At 53.1% G+C, this 16,902-nt stretch carries 12 protein-coding genes; all 12 read left to right on the top strand.

Going from position 1 to position 16,902, the window contains the following annotated elements; translation table 11 throughout:
- The first annotated feature begins 8 nt into the window (after positions 1-8).
- The 12 genes from AB1S56_RS13520 (at position 9) to AB1S56_RS13465 (ending at position 16,889) form a co-directional block, all read left to right on the top strand.
- Positions 9-1,817 (top strand): sensor histidine kinase, encoded by a 1,809-nt coding sequence (locus AB1S56_RS13520; RefSeq protein ID WP_340868761.1) that lies wholly within the window; start codon positions 9-11, stop codon positions 1,815-1,817.
- Between the two features lie 88 nt (positions 1,818-1,905).
- The gene (locus AB1S56_RS13515; protein ID WP_340868762.1) at positions 1,906-3,609 is read left to right on the top strand and encodes an extracellular solute-binding protein; all 1,704 of its coding nucleotides are present in this window, start codon (positions 1,906-1,908) and stop codon (positions 3,607-3,609) included.
- 117 nt (positions 3,610-3,726) lie between these two features.
- Positions 3,727-4,695: a sugar ABC transporter permease gene (locus AB1S56_RS13510; RefSeq protein WP_340868764.1), complete on the top strand. Its 969-nt coding sequence runs from the start codon at positions 3,727-3,729 to the stop codon at positions 4,693-4,695.
- A gap of 57 nt (positions 4,696-4,752) precedes the next feature.
- Positions 4,753-5,643, top strand: coding sequence for a carbohydrate ABC transporter permease (locus AB1S56_RS13505; protein WP_340868899.1), 891 nt, complete (start codon positions 4,753-4,755; stop codon positions 5,641-5,643).
- 176 nt (positions 5,644-5,819) lie between these two features.
- The gene (locus AB1S56_RS13500; RefSeq protein ID WP_340868766.1) at positions 5,820-7,310 is read left to right on the top strand and encodes a HAMP domain-containing sensor histidine kinase; all 1,491 of its coding nucleotides are present in this window, start codon (positions 5,820-5,822) and stop codon (positions 7,308-7,310) included.
- Complete coding sequence (locus AB1S56_RS13495) at positions 7,307-7,996, top strand: response regulator transcription factor (RefSeq protein ID WP_340868767.1); 690 nt, start codon at positions 7,307-7,309, stop codon at positions 7,994-7,996. The genes AB1S56_RS13500 and AB1S56_RS13495 overlap by 4 nt, the downstream gene beginning before the upstream one ends.
- A 33-nt stretch (positions 7,997-8,029) precedes the next feature.
- Positions 8,030-11,059: an efflux RND transporter permease subunit gene (locus AB1S56_RS13490; protein ID WP_340868769.1), complete on the top strand. Its 3,030-nt coding sequence runs from the start codon at positions 8,030-8,032 to the stop codon at positions 11,057-11,059.
- Positions 11,060-11,157: 98 nt separating this feature from the next.
- Positions 11,158-12,036, top strand: coding sequence for an NAD(P)-dependent oxidoreductase (locus AB1S56_RS13485; protein WP_340868770.1), 879 nt, complete (start codon positions 11,158-11,160; stop codon positions 12,034-12,036).
- 92 nt (positions 12,037-12,128) lie between these two features.
- Positions 12,129-12,440, top strand: coding sequence for a DUF3889 domain-containing protein (locus tag AB1S56_RS13480; RefSeq protein ID WP_340868771.1), 312 nt, complete (start codon positions 12,129-12,131; stop codon positions 12,438-12,440).
- Between the two features lie 158 nt (positions 12,441-12,598).
- Positions 12,599-15,001: a hypothetical protein gene (locus AB1S56_RS13475; RefSeq protein ID WP_340868773.1), complete on the top strand. Its 2,403-nt coding sequence runs from the start codon at positions 12,599-12,601 to the stop codon at positions 14,999-15,001.
- Between the two features lie 32 nt (positions 15,002-15,033).
- Positions 15,034-15,966: an ABC transporter ATP-binding protein gene (locus AB1S56_RS13470; RefSeq protein WP_340868901.1), complete on the top strand. Its 933-nt coding sequence runs from the start codon at positions 15,034-15,036 to the stop codon at positions 15,964-15,966.
- Positions 15,963-16,889 carry an ABC transporter permease gene (locus tag AB1S56_RS13465; RefSeq protein ID WP_340868775.1) on the top strand — a complete coding sequence of 309 codons (927 nt, stop codon included), beginning with the start codon at positions 15,963-15,965 and terminating at the stop codon, positions 16,887-16,889. The genes AB1S56_RS13470 and AB1S56_RS13465 overlap by 4 nt, the downstream gene beginning before the upstream one ends.
- Positions 16,890-16,902 lie beyond the last annotated feature (13 nt).

Here is a 16,902-nt window from a genome sequence, read left to right as displayed (position 1 = left end):
AGCCGAATATGACAAGCAAGAGAACGCCGACAAGCCGCAGGCTGAGCCTCCATCACGTCAGGCTGCGGAACAAGATGATGATTGTTTACCTGTTTTGCGTGCTTATTCCCATTCTTCTGACCAATATTATCTTCTATCAGGTGACTAGCGACAATGTGAAAAAACAAAACCTGGAGGATACGACGCGGGCATTGGAGCAGATCAAAAATCAGCTATGGACGGAGCTGGAGGGCGTTATTAACGTGTCCTCCGGCTTTTTCACGGATAATAAGCTATATGAGCTGATGGAGAATGAATATGCGCGTCCCGCTGACTATATCGAAGCCTATGATTCCTATTTCCGAAGAATATTGAACAGTTATACGCCGATCTACGCATCGGTGCAGAATATCAAAATTTATTTGGACAATCCTACGCTGCTGCATTCCGGCGGCGTTGGCAACCTGACGGATGAGGTGAAGGAAACGGAGTGGTACCAGACATTGGAGGCAGCGCCCCTGAACGCGACGGTGTTCGTGCGTTCGCCCAAGGAGGATCTGCTGGTATCCTCGGGCCCGACACGACTGTCGGATACCTTCAGCATTGTGCGGCGCATGAATTATTACGATTCCCTGAACAAACGGGAGAAGGTGCTCAAGATTGAGCTGAAAATGTCCGCGCTGCATGCCATCATGTCCAATCTGAATATTAAAGGCGAGCTGTATTTGGTGAATGATCGGGGCGAAGTGGAATATTCCAACCGCCCGGATTTCAAGTGGCTGGAGGTCCGACAGCAGTTGGACACCATTCAGCTGCCGGAGAAGTCCATTACGCTTCAAACTGATTATCCCGAAGGCAGCATGCTTGACGGCTGGCGCATGGTGGCGGCGGTGCATGAGGACGCTATCTATACGGAGCTGCATGAAGCAAGGCAGTTCGTCTATTGGCTTGCGGCGATCAATCTCATTATTCCGACAATCATTATCGGCTGGATCGCCAGATCGATTACCTCCCGCCTGGGCAATATTCTGAAGCATATGAAGCGGGTCAAAAACCATCACTTTATAACGATTCGCCAGGAGGAGACGCAGGATGAGATCGGGCAGCTGACCGGCGAATTCAATCGAATGACGTTGCAAATCCGGAGCTTGATTAACGATGTGTACGTTGCTGACATCCGGCAGAAGAGCCTTGAGCTTGAGCGCCGCAAGGCGCAGCTTAACGCGCTGCAGAGCCAGATCAATCCTCACTTCCTGTTCAACGCGCTGGAGACGATTCGCATGCGCAGCGTCATCAAGAAGGAGACGGAAACTGCAAAAATTATACACAACATGGCCAAGCTGTTCCGCAGCTCCTTAACCTGGAAGCGCGATCGGGTGACGGTGAAGGAGGAGGTCGAGTTTATCGTATGCTTCCTGGAAATTCAGCAGTATCGGTTCGGAGACCGGCTGACCTACGAGCTGAAGGTGGAGCCTGAGGCGGAGAGCTGCCCCATACCGAAATTCGTGTATCTGCCTTTTGTCGAAAACGCGTGTCTGCACGGCGTGGAGCAGGTGAAGCAAGGCGGGCACATCAGTATCGATATTGGCATCCATGACGAAATGCTTCATTTCTCCATAAATGATAATGGCGGCGGCATGGGGCAAGAGCAGCTGGAGCGCATTCGCAAGTATTTGTCGGAGGAAGACGAGCTGGGCGAAAGAATCGGTGTTCAGAACGTGATATACCGTCTTAAGCTGCTGTATGGCGAGCACTTTGCCTTCGTCATCGACAGCCAGCCAGGAATTGGCACAACGGTTCAAATCGCATTGCGGCTTGATCATATTAAATTTCTATAGTACAGACTAAAGTTTTGGGGGTCATCATCGGCTTGCTTTGAAGTTACAATGAAAGTGCTTTCAAATAATATTAGCAGGGGGCAACACGATGAAGAAACATTGGTCGACAATGGTAGTCAGCGTCATTCTTTTATTCTCGCTCGTCGCTTCGGCTTGCTCGGGCAACGGCAACGGCAACCCATCGTCAACAAAAGCTCCGAGCAACTCGGACGGACAATCCGCGGCTACCGACAAGCCGCTGGAGAAGGTGACCTTCACTTACTTCAACGGAGCGGGCGCTGCCAAAGACATTAACACCAACGAAACGACAATCGGCAAATTGCTGGAGGATCAGACGGGCGTTAACTTCAAAATCGAAAATTTGGTCGGCGACCTGAACACCAAGATCGGTACGATGATTGCGTCGAACAAATATCCGGACGTGCTCATCCCGGATGCGGCGATTGACGAGGTGCTTGGCGCAGGGGCGTTCATCGATTTGACAGAGCTGATCGAGGAGCATGGTCCGAACATTAAGCGCGTATATGGTCCTTATTACAATCAGATGCAAACAGAGGACGGCAAAATTTATTTCCTGCCATTCTCCAATGTGGTTGGCGAATTTGTACCGGATCCTAACATTAACCAAGGCGCGTTCTGGGTTCAGCGCCGGGTTCTAAAGGAAGCGGGCTACCCGCAAATCAAAACGATGGACGAATACTTCACATTGGTCCGCGATTTTGTAGCGAAGCATAGCGATGAAGATCTGACTGGCTTCGTTACATTGACGCATGACTGGAGATTTTTTGCAACCTCCAACCCTCCTATGCACTTGCAGGGATATCCGAATGACGGCGAAGTGATCGTCGATATGAACACCCATGAAGCCAAAACGTATTCCGCGACAGACGCCACCAAGCGCTGGCTGTCCGAGCTGAACAAGCTGAATGCTGATGGGCTGTTCGACAAAGCTTCCTTCGTAGACAACTACGATCAATACCTGGCGAAGCTCACCTCCGGCAAGGTTGTAGGATTCTTCGATTACGGCTGGCAGATCGGCAACGCGCAGAACGTGCTGAAGGACGCGGCCAAAGCCGACCCGGCCAAGGATGACTTTGTCTACTTCCCGCTGCCTGTCACATTCGACGGTCAGAAGGACCAGTATCTGGACCCTCCCGGCTTCGTCAAAAACCGCGGCATGGGCATTACGGTCAGCGCCAAGGATCCTGTTCGCATCATTCAATATATCGACAACCTGCTGAAGGAAGAGAATCAAATTCTGAAAAGCTGGGGCATTCAAGGCGAAACGTATGAGATCGACGACAAAGGACGCTTCTATCGTACGGCGGAGCAAATTCAAAAAATTAACGAACCGTTCCGCGAAACGTTCGGCTTCAAATATTATGACTGGAACTGGCCGCAATACGGCACAAACTCGACGCTGTCCAACGGCAACGCGCTTGCGCCGGGTCTGCAGCCTGAGGTATTCCAAATGAGCTTGACTGAGGCGGACAAAACCATTCTGGGCAAATACGGCGTACAGACGTATTCCGAGATGTTCTCGGCGCCGGATGTTCGTCCATGGTTCCCTGCATGGGGCATTCCAAAGGAGCAGGGCTCCCAGCCGCAAATCTACGAAACGAAAAAAACCGAGCTTGTTAAAAAGTATTTCCCGAAACTCGTCTTGTCCAAGCCGGACGAATTCGAAAGCATCTGGAACGATTACGTAGGCGAATTCGGCAAGCTGGATACGGCGGAATACGAGAAGTTTATGACAGAAGAAGTGAAGAAACTGGTTGAAGCGGCCAAATAAGAGAACGCCGCGCTCATAACGGCGATGCAAACATAGGCCGACCTGACGCCTGCTGCGCAGGGTCGGCCTATCGCACGTCCGTATGTCGATTGCAAGCCGGAAGGAGAGAAACTCATAATGGAGAACCATGCACAGGGCCTGGAATCTGCAGCGGTAGCGTACAAGAAACCATCCCGGTTGAAACGGGTTGTTAGAACCTTGATCCAGCAGCATCCTCTGCTTGTGATGTCTATGCCATTTGTTATTTGGCTCTTTATATTTAAATACGTTCCGCTATGGGGTTGGACGATCGCATTCCAAAAGTATAAGCCGGCGCTGGGCTTCTGGGAGCAGGAGTGGATCGGCTTCGAGCATTTCCGCTTCCTGTTCGAGGACGAGCGCTTCCTGCGGGTGCTGCGCAATACGCTGGCGATGAGCGGCATCAATCTTGTACTGGGATTTGTGACCGCCATCACGCTGGCGCTGCTGCTTAATGAGCTGCGACAAATCGTATTCAAGCGAATCGTACAGACTGTCAGCTACTTGCCGCATTTTATATCCTGGGTTGTCGCCGCGGGCATCATTCAGACTACCTTGTCCCCCGACGGCATCATTAACGAAATCCTGATGGCAATGGGTATGATCAAGGAAGAAATCTTGTTCCTGGGCATACCGGAGCAATTCTGGACAATCTTCGGTGCCAGCACCGTATGGAAGGACGTCGGCTGGAATACCATTGTGTATCTGGCTGCTATGACCATGATTGATCCCGCTCAATACGAAGCAGCCGAGATTGACGGCGCAGGGCGCTTCAAGCGGATGTGGCATATTACGCTGCCAGGCATTAAGCCGGTTATTGTTGTCCTGCTTATTATGAATATCGGCTATTTGATGGAATCCGGGTTCGAGCCTCAATACCTGCTCGGTAACGGCATGAACATCGATTACTCGGAGAATCTTGACATATTTGTACTGAAATACGGAATCGCCCAGGGCAACTTCTCGCTGTCGATCGCCGCTGGAATGTTCAAAACAATCGTCAGCTTCGTCTTGCTGTTCGCAGCCAACAACCTTGCCAAACGATTGGGCGAAGCCAGATTGTATTAGAAGGAGGAGAGGCCATTGGCTGGAATATCACTCAAACGCAAAAGCAAGGGCAGGCCGATGTCGACGGGAGACCGAGTGTTCGAATACGCGAATTTCACTGTGCTGACGCTCTTAATGATCGTCACGCTGTACCCGTTCCTGAACACGCTCGCCGTATCCTTGAACAACGCCAACGATTCCATTCGCGGGGGCATCTATCTCGTGCCACGCATATGGACACTGGAAAATTATAAATATGTGCTTGCTGAAGCGACTATTTTTCACGCGACGATGATATCTGTGCTTCGAACCGTCATCGGGACCGTGCTTACGGTATTCTGCTCCGCGATGGTCGCTTATACGATCAGCCGCGAGGAGTTTATTCTGAGGAAATTTGTGACGGTGGCCTTCATCCTGACCATGTATATTAATGGAGGCTTGATTCCGAACTTCCTGCTCATTCGCGACCTGGGCTTGATCGACAGCTTCTGGGTATATATATTCCCGGGCTTGATCGGCGTATTTAATCTCATTATTATCCGCTCCTTCATTGAAGGGCTGCCAGAGAGCATCCTAGAATCCGCGCGAATCGATGGCGCCGGCGAATATCGGAACTTCTTCAGCATTGTGCTGCCTCTCAGTACGCCGGTGCTGGCGACGGTTGCTCTGTTCAGCGGAGTCTACCAATGGAATCAATGGTTCGACGTGTTCCTGTATAACTCATCGAATATCGATCTGAGCACACTGCAATACGAGCTTCAGAAAATATTGCAAAACTCGAACGCTTCCATGAGCGCCAAATCCGCCAGCGATGCGTTCTCCAATGTAGGCCAGCAGAATGCGGGCGTAACGCCGTTCTCCATTCGAGCGACGATGACCATTGTCGCATCGCTTCCTATTATTATGGTATATCCGTTCCTACAGAAATATTTTGTCAAAGGCATGATGGTCGGCGGCGTGAAGGGCTAATTCACGGGGCTGGTCTATAGAAGCAAGCCGGATTCGCTATTGAAGCGATCCGGCTTGTTTCTTTTTAGAATTCATTTCGTAATAAATTTGTAAGAATCCCGTACGTTTTCGTTTAGAATTCACCGTTATGATAAACGATAGATTGAGAAGTTTGAACAGCAGCGGAGAGTGATCGATTGTCCATCAAAGTGAAATTGTATATGTCCTATCTCGCCATGGCGGTCGTTCCGCTTATTCTGCTTACTCTCTTTATGCTCATCTTGATCTTCGCCGCCGGCAACCAGGATCTAAGAGAGATTACAGATGCCAAACGAAATGAAAGCTTTAATCAAGCGATGATTTACGGGGAGCTTCTGTATGTGCTCCGGGAGCAGCCGGAGAGACTGGATGAAGTGGCTTACCTCAGCGAAATGCAGAGGAAGCTGAGCGAGCAGTGGGCTGGCATGCTGCTGATTAAGGCGGGGGCTGTGCAGACCGTATCACCGTTTCTTCAGGAGCTGTCTCCGAACGCGAATTGGCAGGGCATTGTGGATGAATCGAAGGAGGTGCTGTTCCTTGATTTATTCCGGTTCCAATCCGAGCGTGTGCCGTTCCAATATGCGGATGGAGCCGAGGGTCTGGTCGTTATCTATTACCGGTCGGAGCCTGTTCCGATATTCTGGCATCCGCTCACGCTTGCGGCCGGCTTGCTGTTTGTCTGCTTAACGAGCTTGCTGCTTACGTATTTCGTGTCCCGAAGCATCATTCGACCGATTCGAGCACTTCGTTCTGCGGTGCTGCGAATCAAGGATGGTGATTTGAGCGATGAGCTGCCAAGCCCGCGTTCCAAATTTGGCAAGCAGCGCAAGCAGAACGAGATTGCCCAGCTTGCGGCGGCGTTCGAGGACATGAGGGTCAGGCTGAAGCAGTCGATTGATCAAAGCCTCCAGTACGAGGAGAACCGGAAGCTGCTCCTGTCCCACATCTCGCATGATTTGAAGACGCCGATTTCGGCTATCAAAGGGTATGTGGAAGGTATAATGGACGGCATCGCAAACACGGATGAGAAGAGAAGCCGTTACATGGAGACCATTTACCGCAAGGCCTCCGACATGGATCAACTGATTGACGAATTGTTCCTATTCTCCAAGCTCGATTTGCACAAGGTTGCCTACGACTTTAAGCGCGTCGACATGAACAGGTACATGAAGCATTTGGCCGAGGAGCAGCGGTTCGATCTGGAGAAATCCGGGGTGCGTCTCATCTATGAGCAGCAAACGCAGGAGCCTCTGATTGTCGCCGCCGATCCCGACAAGTTGTACCGCGTCTTCATCAATATGCTCGACAACAGCGTAAAGTATATGCTTCATAATGATGAGGGGCGGGAGAGACAGGTCAGGCTGAGCATTGGCCGTGAACGCCAAGCTGCTATCATTACGATCGAGGATAACGGTCCCGGCATTGATCCGCAGGATCTGCCTTATATCTTTGAAGGCTTCTACAGGGCGGAGCAATCTCGCAACTCCGAATCGGGGGGGAGCGGGCTTGGGCTGGCGATCGTGCAGCAGATGATCAGCGGCCATGGCGGCGAAGTATGGGCAGAGAACAAGCAAGATGGGGGAGCGCGATTCTGTATCAGGCTTCCACTTGCAGCAGATGCCGAAAGCGAAGGCGGTGAAGACACTTGAAAAGCATCTTAATCGTAGAGGACGAGAAAGCAATCGCCGAGCTGGAGCGAGATTATTTGGAAAGCCATGGGTATCAGGTTCATATTGAAGGGCGCGGCGATATCGGGCTTCAAAAGGCGCTGGAGGGCGGCTATGATCTCATCGTGCTGGATGTGATGCTGCCGAGGCTGGACGGCTTCGAGATATGCCGGGAAATTCGCGCCAAGCTGGACATACCTATTCTGATGGTGACGTCGAAGAAGGAGGATATCGACAAGATTAGAGGGCTTGGTCTAGGCGCCGATGATTATATGACGAAGCCGTTCAGTCCCAGCGAGCTTGTCGCTCGAGTCAAGGCGCATTTGTCCCGATATGAGCGATTGACCGCCGACAAGCCGAGCGCGGGCCAGGTCATCCAGATTAGAGGGCTTCAAATTGACAAAAACGCGCGCAAAGTGGTCATCCACGATGAGGAAGCGCCTCTGACCGGCAAGGAATATGAGCTGCTCCTGCTGCTCGCTTCCTATCCCAACCGAGTCTTCGAGAAAGAAGAGCTGTTCGAGCGCGTATGGGGGCTCGACGCAATCGGCGATCCCGCCACTGTCACCGTCCATATCCGGCGGCTGAGGGAGAAGATCGAGCATGATCCCTCCAATCCGCAATATATCGAGACGGTGTGGGGCGTTGGTTACAGGTTCAAGGTTTGACCATATAGAGACTATAGCGAGGAGTGGAATGTGTTGAAGGGTATCATTAAGTTTTCGTTGAACAACAAATTTGCATTATGGATCATGACACTGCTTGTTACATTTGCGGGCTTATACGCCGGCACAAACATGAAGATGGAGACTATACCCGATATTACGATCCCCATCGTCAGCGTAACGACGATTTATCCCGGCGCCGCGCCGGAAGAGGTTATGGAGAAGGTGTCGATGCCAATTGAGCAGCGTACCCGCAATATGCCTGGCGTAACGAATGTTTCCTCCACCTCCATGGAGAACGCTTCTTCCATTATTATCGAATTTACTTATGAAACCGATATGGAGAAGGCCGCAAGCGAGGTCAAAAGCTTATTGACGGACTTGAGCTTCCCGGATGGCGTGCAGGATCCTGATGTGTCCCGCATCAGCTTCAACGCGTTCCCGGTGCTGTCGCTCAGCTTGTCCAATGACCAGATGGACCTGGCTCAGCTGACGAAGCAGGCCGTTGACAATGTCATCCCACGCATTCAAGGACTGGAAGGCGTTGCGGATGTGCAGGTTTCCGGTCAGAATGTCGTGAAGGGCCAGCTGACCTTCGACCAGGCAGCGCTTGCGCAGACCGGCCTTACGCAGGAGGCGGTGCAGGGCATTATTCAAGCGTCTGCCATCTCTGCGCCGCTCGGCATCTTCGAGTTCGGGGAATCTGAGAAATCGGTGCTGGTGGAAGGCAACATCACGACGGAGGAGCAGCTGAACAATCTGATTCTGATGCCAGGCGTGAAGCTTAGTGATGTCGCCAAGCTGGAGGTAGTCGGCGAAGCGGAATCCATCTCCCGCACGAATGGCAAGGATGCTATCGGCGTCAGCATTGTCAAGGCGGCCGATGCCAATACGGTCGATGTTGTGAATGCGGTGAAGGCCGAGATTGAGGAGCTGGAGGCTGCGAATGACGGTCTGGAGATTACCGTCGCGTTCGACCAAGGCGAGCCGATTGAAGCTTCCGTCCATACGATGCTGAGCAAAGCAGTAATTGGCGCGCTCTGCGCAATTGTCATTATCCTGTTATTCCTGCGCAATATTCGCTCGACAATCATATCCGTTGTATCGATCCCGCTCTCCATTCTGATGGCTGTGCTGGCTCTGAACCAAATGGATATTACGCTTAACATTATGACGCTTGGCGCTATTACGGTTGCGATCGGACGCGTCATCGACGACTCCATCGTCGTCATTGAGAACGTCTATAGAAGGATGTCTCTCTCCACAGAGAAGCTGAAGGGCAAGGAGCTGATTCTGGAAGCGACGCGCGAGATGTTTGTTCCCATTATGGCTTCCACCATCGTGACAGTAGCTGTATTCCTTCCGCTCGGCTTCGTATCCGGCATGGTGGGAGAGGTGTTCATGCCGTTCGCGCTGACCGTTGTGTTCGCGCTTGCCGCGTCTCTGATCGTCGCCATAACAGTTGTGCCGATGATGGCCCATATGATGTTCCGCAATGGCTTGAAGGCGCATCAAATGCACGAGGAGAAGCCTGGCGCGCTTGCATTATGGTATAAGAAGGTGCTTCGCTGGTCGCTTGACCATAAATTTGTTACCTTCGGCGGCGCGGTGCTGCTGTTAGTAGGCAGCTTGCTGCTTGCTCCCGTTGTCGGCTTCAGCTTCCTGCCGGCTGACGAGCAGAAATCGATGATTGTGACTTATAATCCGGCTCCAGGCGAAACCAAGGAAAGTGTCATCGACATGGCGCTTGAAGCGGAAAATATGTTGATGGAGCGCGAGGGCGTTACCATTGTACAATATTCTATCGGCGGCCAGAATCCGATGAATCCGGGCGCTTCCAAGCAGGCGCTGTTCAGTCTGACGTATGACAAATCGTTCGACGGCTTCACGGAGGAGAAGGAGCGTATTGTGCCGCTGCTGCAAGAGCTGGGCGGACAAGGCGAGTGGAAGGAGCAGAACTTCGGAGGCGCAAGCCTGGGCGGCTCCACGATCTCTATGAACGTGTACGGTCCTGACATGGAGACCATACAGCCCGTGGTTGATGAGCTTGTCGCAAGCCTGAACAGCAATGAAAGCCTGAAAAATGTCGACTCCGACCTGGCGGAGACCTATGAGCAATACCGTATTGTCGCGGATCGCCAGAAGCTGAGCCAATACGGTCTGACCGCAGGCCAGGTCGCTATGGCGTTAAGCCCGATCCGTACCCAGCCGACGCTGACAACCATCGAGAAGGACGGGGAAGACGTAACGGTCTACTTGAATGTCGAGCAGCGCACCTACAATAATCTTGCTGACCTGGAGAATGTCATAATTCCTTCTCCGCTAGGCACTCCTGTAGCGCTTAAGGATGTCGTGACGATCGAGGAAGGCGAATCGCCGAATACCATTACCCGCCTTAACGATCGCGTCTACTCCTCGGTTTCCGCAGAAGTAACGGCATCGAATGTAGGTGCGGTATCCACAGAGCTTCAGACAATGACAGACGAAATGGAGCTTCCGAGCCAGGTTGATATCGACATGGGCGGCGTAACCGAGCAGATGAATGAAACGTTCTCGCAGCTGGGCCTAGCCATTCTCGCCGCTATTGCCGTCGTATACCTGGTGCTGGTGCTGACGTTCGGCGGTGCGCTGACGCCGCTGACGATTCTGTTCTCCCTGCCGTTCTCCGTCATCGGCGCAATGCTTGGCTTGCTGGTGTTCGGGGAAACGATCAGCGCTACGGCGATGATCGGGGCTTTGATGCTGATTGGTATTGTCGTCACTAATGCCATCGTCTTGATTGACCGCGTTATTCACAAGGAGCAGGAGGGTCTGTCTGTCCGTGAAGCCTTGCTGGAAGCGGGTGTTACGCGCTTGCGTCCTATTCTGATGACCGCAATCGCGACGGTTGGAGCCCTGCTGCCGCTAGCCTTCGGCTTTGAGTCGGGCGGCCTGATCTCCAAGGGTATGGCGGTTACCGTCATCGGCGGCTTGACGAGCTCCACACTTCTTACCCTGATTATTGTGCCTATTGTGTATGAGTTCCTGAATCGCAAAAAAGCTAAAAAAGCGGCGCTTGAAGCTTAGCGCGTCACATTCTGCATCATTAATCCCGTGGACCATTGTCCACGGGACTTGTTTTTTTAGTAAAATAGAAAAAAATCGAAATGGGAGGCGGAGGCTGAATGCATACCAGTATCTCGAAGGTTGGCTTTATCGGAACGGGCGTTATGGGCAGAAGCATGGCGGAGCATGTGATGAAGGGCGGCTACGAGCTTCATATTTATACACGGACCAAGTCAAAGGCGGAGGAGCTGATTGAAGGGGGCATGCGCTGGCACGACCACCCGGAGGAGCTCGCGCGGGAATGCGACGCCATTATAACGATGGTGGGCTACCCCAGCGATGTGGAGGAGCTATACCTGGGAGAGCGGGGGCTGATCGCCCATGCGAAGCCAGGCGCCTATCTGATCGACATGACGACTTCCAGTCCGGCGCTTGCTTTGCGGATCTATAAAGAAGCCAAGTCGCGGGGCATTCATGCGCTGGACGCTCCCGTATCTGGCGGGGATGTAGGCGCCAGGAACGCCGCGTTATCCATTATGGCAGGGGGCGACGAGCATGCATTTGAGGCCGTCTACCCCATCTTGGAGCGTATGGGTGGGCAAATCCTGCTTCAAGGAGGCGCGGGTGCCGGCCAGCATACGAAGATGGCGAACCAGATCGCCATTGCTTCGAACATGGTTGGCGTCTGTGAGGCGTTAATCTATGCCAAGCATGCGGGGCTTCGTCTGGACGGCGTGCTGCAGAGCATCAGCACTGGCGCTGCGGGCAGCTGGTCGCTTAGCCAGCTGGCTCCGCGCATGATCGCCGGAAACTTCGAGCCGGGCTTTTATATCAAACATTTTATTAAGGATATGGGCATTGCGCTGCAATCCGCCGATGAGATGGGCATTGAGCTGCCCGGACTAGCGCTGGCCCGCGAATTGTACCAGCGAGTAGCCGACGCCGGCTTCGCGGACAAAGGCACACAGGCTTTGTATTTGGCATGGGATCAAGGATAATAGTAACGCCTCCGGGGTATGCTAATCGTAAGTATGCCTGAGCAGCTAGGAGGTGGTTAGCTATTATAGGCCAGGTCGTGATGAAGGCGATCTTGTTGTTGCTAAGCTTGTCCAATCCCGAGACGGTGCAAGCTGACAGTGCTGTGTCGCAAGTCTCGTCCCCCAGCTACGCCAAATGGGGTCGAATTGCAATGGAAGAGACAGCCAAGGCGTATCGTGGCGCATCGATCGTAGATTATAAGTATGAAGGAAGATTTCGTGGAGCCAGCGCGGACGAGGAGGAACGCTTCCTGCTGTGGCTGCAGCAGGATGGTCGAGAGTTCGGCGTTCGGGTTACCTTAACGGTAGACACCGGTTCGGACAAGCTTATCGCCGTGAAGCTGCGAGAGTTACAGACACGTTGAGCGAGCAGGAGAAATGACATGACGAGAATAAGAAGCGAGTCTTCGTTAACCGGGACTTCGCTTTTTTATTTAGGCAAATGGCAAAAAATGCAACTAATCGGGTAAAGCTTCCGTTATAGTAGAGATAGTCGAAATTTGAATGAAATGAGGTTGAGCAGGTGAATGCAAGGTTGAAGGGACGGCTTGCGCATATAACGCTGGCCATAGCCGCTGTGATGCTGCTGGCCGGCATCATGCCGCAGCCATCGGCTGCGGCCGATGAGACTGGAATTGCCGTTCAGGGGAAGGTCGGATTAAACGGTTCCTACAAAGAGACGAAATGGTATCCTTTGCGTCTGACGATGACAAACGGGACGGGCAGAGACTTGTCGGGTGAAGCCGTATTGTCGGTTGCCAACCCTGATGGAAGCACCAGCGACTATGTGGTTCAGGTGGATTTGCCGTCCGGTACGCCTGTGGACTTCACGATCGGCTTGCCGGGCAATTCGTTGAACACATCGAACAACAAGCTCCGCTTCTACGAGGGCTCCCATAAGGGTGGCAAATCGATTCAGCTAGATGGGGCAACAGCCTTCACTGGCTCGAGGCTAAGCGGTTATGCCATTGGCGTCTTGTCGCGAGATCCCGATACGATGAATTTTATGCCGACGCTTAACTTGAAGGGATATGACATTACCGTGCTTCCGATGCAGCCGATGGAGCTGCCGGAGGAGACAGTGATGCTGGATGCGCTCGATACGCTTGTCATTAACGATATATCGACCCAAGAGTGGAGCGGCGACGTCGTGCAAGCGATTAAGGAATGGGTTGCCCGTGGCGGGACGCTGGTGCTGTCCGGGGGTGCCGGCTACAGCAAGACAGCGGCGGCGTTTACGGATATCGCGCCTCTACAAGCCTCTGGTACAACAACAATCGAGACGGCCGAATCGCTGGCTGGCAGCAGCGGCGAACCGCTTGTCCTGTCTTCACCCCTAACCTTGTCTTCCGGCCAGCTGACAGAAGGGGCCAAGGCGGTGCTTCGCGAGGAGGCTGTGATTGTTGCCGCTAAGCGTGATTACGGGTTCGGCACGGTGGTGTACGCGGCCTTCGACCCTTCTTTAGAGCCGTTGGCAACATGGAAGGGAAGCGCCCCATTATGGTCAAAGCTGCTTCATCACAATTTGTCCAATATGCAAGGGATGACCGGCGTTTTTTTGCCAAGTCCTACATATAACAATAATCTGATGTGGTCGCTAAGTCACCTAATCGACCTATTCCCTTCCATTAAGCCTCCTGCATTTGGCCTGCTGCTTGGCATGTTCGCGATGTATGTGCTCCTTGTAGCGCCTCTTCTGTACATTGTGCTGGCGAAGCTGGACCGCAGAGAATGGGGCTGGTGGATGATTCCGTCGCTCTCAGTGCTGATGGGCGTCCTTGTATTTGTCATTGGCGCCGGCGACAAACGAAGCTCGGCTGTCCATACGATTGAGATCGTAGAGGTGGCATCCGACGGACAAGCGATTATCTCTGGTGCAACGGCGATATTTAGTCCCAATGGGGGAACCGTCACGGCCGATTTCGAACAGAAGCTGCCCCTTCGCCATAATGCCAATGTGATGACAGGGAATGCGGGTTCGCCGAATATGAATGGTGAATACCAATTCCATGATGACGGGAGCGGTCTGCAAGCGGTCTGGCGGGAGGTGCCGTACTGGTCAACCAGGAAGCTGTGGATGGACCGCAGAGTAGCGGACCCGGCCGAGACGGGCAGCATCGCCATCGCTTATGAGGGGGACAGCGGGGCAAGAAAGCTTGTTGTAACCAATGATACGAAAACCGATTTAACCCATGTCACGCTGATTGCGGACGGGACGATTCACGCCATTGGAGCTTTGAAGCAGGGCGAAAGCGGCTCTGTTGCGATGCCGAGTCTCACAAGCAACCCCCAGCCTGGCCATTATTTTTCTTACGGTCATATGATATTCCCTTATTCCGGCTCATACGGCCATAATGTCCATGAGCGGGAGCGGCAGATGACGGACAATTATTTCAACGACGGTAATAGCGGACTGTTCCCAATGAATCCTTCAGTGGTTGCCTACAGCACGGACAACACCAGCTTGTATGACGTGGACGGCCGGGCAGTCAAGTCGGATCGGCTGACAATGTGGGTGAAGCGGCTGGATACGATAGAGAGGACAGGCGGTCGTGTGAACGTCCCGGCGAGCGCGATGCAGCCGATCGTGATGTCCAGCACAATGGCTCACATGGAAAGCTATGGTAACGGCGTTATCCAAGTATCCCCCGGGGAGCTGGTTCTGGAATACGCCGCCCCTGACTTTGAGAATGTGGCCTATGATAAGCTCGATTTGCAGATGAACATGAATGTGGGCAATATGGGCATGCAGTGGAGCATTTGGCGGGCAGCGACTGAAGAATGGGTGCCGCTTGGCGGAGCGACGGATTCTCCGAACGAATATATGACAGATAGCGGGATCATTCGAATGAAGCTGGTCTCCTCTATGGATGGACAAACGATGTTTCCTTATATTTCACTGGAAGGGGAGGAGCTAGTGCCATGACGATAATAGAAGAGCGAGAAGTGGAGACGCCGATGATCGAAATTCGGGGGCTTGCCAAATCGTTTGGAAGCTTCCACGCCTTAAGCGGCATTGATCTGACGATTCGCAGAGGCACCGTATTCGGCTTTGTTGGCCCGAACGGAGCCGGCAAATCGACGACGATGTCGATTCTGTCTACGCTGCTGGCTCCAAGCGCGGGCTACGCCAAGGTAGACGGCTTCGACGTGACGCGTTATCCCCATGAGGTGCGGAAGCGGATTGGCTACATGCCCGATTTCTTTGGTGTTTATGATCAATTCAAGACCCTTGAATATTTGCACTTCTACGGGGCCAGCTACGGTATTCCGCGAGCGGAGCGGGACGCGCTTATTCCTCAGCTGCTGGAGCTTGTGAATCTAAGCGACAAGCGGGACGCTTATGTCGATTCTCTATCGAGGGGCATGAAGCAGAGGCTATGCCTGGCGCGCTGCCTTGTTCATGATCCTGATCTGCTCATTCTGGACGAACCGGCTTCCGGGCTGGACCCGCGCGCGAGAATTGAGATGCGCGAAATATTGAAGGAGCTTAAGGCTATGGGCAAAACGATCATCATATCGTCCCATATTCTACCCGAGCTTGCGGAGATGGTGGATGAGATTGGCGTGATTGAGCATGGACGGATGGTCGCGGTCGGCAATGTGACCGAAATTCAGAATCGGCTTCGCGTCAAGCGGTTTCTGCATATTCGATTGATGGACCGGCTCGACGAGGGAGAGCAGTTCCTGCGCGATCGTCCCCATGTAGGGCGTCTGCTGCGCGACGAACGAGGCTTTCAGCTTCACTTCGGCGGGCATGACGAGGAGCAGGCGGAGCTGCTTGCCGATTTGATGGCTGCGGGCTTCCGCGTCGTATCGTTCAGCGAAGCGCATACGAACCTGGAGGATGTGTTTCTGGAGATTACGAAGGGCGGAGGCGTTGGCGAATGAAAGCGGGAGAGACGGCAAGGGGTGGCGTGAACTGGCGCTCCAAGCTTATAAATCCGGTGCTGGACAAAGAGATCCGGCTGCGGCTGAGAACACCAAGAGCGATGTGGACGTTGTTTTTTTATCTGATTGCAATCGGGCTGCTGGCATTCGCCGCAATCTATTTGACCCTGGGGATGACGGGAAGGGGCGCGTCCTACAATCCGGAGGAAAGCCGCATGCTGTTCTACTTCCTGTCGATGGCGCAGCTGGGCTTGGTCGCATTTATGGCGCCGGGGCTGACAGCTGGCGTCATTAGCGGCGAACGAGAGAAGCAGACGCTTAATTTGCTGCTGACGACGCAGCAAAGCTCCTTCACGATTATTATCAGCAAGCTGATATCCTCCCTCAGCTTTATGATTCTGATCGTGACAAGCACGATTCCGGTGTACAGTATGGTATTTCTGTACGGCGGCGTGTCGCCCAAGCAGCTAGTGCTTGTCTTTTTGTTTTATTTGTTTATGATGGCGATGTTAGGCTCGTTCGGCATTTTTTTCTCGACGGTGCTGAAGCGGACGATGATCTCCGTCATATCCACTTACGGCGTTACACTGTTTATATTCGTGGGTACGGGCATTCTGTATTTCGTCACGATGAGTGTAGTGGAGAACTACCTGCAGGGCTCAAGCCCAGTCACGGCAGCCAATGCGGATTCCTATCGCTGGATCGGTCATATTATTACCTGGAATCCAATCGCTGCCCTATACAGCATTCTGGACCCCACTATTTCGGATGAGCTGTTCCAGGGCTGGCGCGGCGGTCCGTCGGCCAAGGGAGCCCCGATGCCTATATGGCTGGAATTTATGATCATCTACACGGTGCTGTCGGCAGCCGCCATCTGGGTGTCGATCCGCAAGCTCCGCCCGCGGCTGAATAGCCGCAAATAATAGGCATGACAGA

It is taken from the genome of Paenibacillus sp. PL2-23 (genome assembly GCF_040834005.1).
Lineage (GTDB): Bacteria > Bacillota > Bacilli > Paenibacillales > Paenibacillaceae > Pristimantibacillus.
The sequence above is the reverse complement of the archived record's forward strand: the minus strand, read 5'-3'. Positions and strand labels throughout refer to the sequence as shown.

Excerpts from the sequence above, each read along its gene's own strand:
- AB1S56_RS13520 (WP_340868761.1), top strand. The coding sequence starts at position 9 with ATGACAAGCAAGAGAACGCCGACAAGCCGCAGGCTGAGCCTCCATCAC.
- AB1S56_RS13515 (WP_340868762.1), top strand. The coding sequence starts at position 1,906 with ATGAAGAAACATTGGTCGACAATGGTAGTCAGCGTCATTCTTTTATTC.
- AB1S56_RS13510 (WP_340868764.1), top strand. The coding sequence starts at position 3,727 with ATGGAGAACCATGCACAGGGCCTGGAATCTGCAGCGGTAGCGTACAAG.
- AB1S56_RS13505 (WP_340868899.1), top strand. The coding sequence starts at position 4,753 with ATGTCGACGGGAGACCGAGTGTTCGAATACGCGAATTTCACTGTGCTG.
- AB1S56_RS13485 (WP_340868770.1), top strand. The coding sequence starts at position 11,158 with ATGCATACCAGTATCTCGAAGGTTGGCTTTATCGGAACGGGCGTTATG.
- AB1S56_RS13470 (WP_340868901.1), top strand. The coding sequence starts at position 15,034 with ATGATCGAAATTCGGGGGCTTGCCAAATCGTTTGGAAGCTTCCACGCC.
- AB1S56_RS13465 (WP_340868775.1), top strand. The coding sequence starts at position 15,963 with ATGAAAGCGGGAGAGACGGCAAGGGGTGGCGTGAACTGGCGCTCCAAG.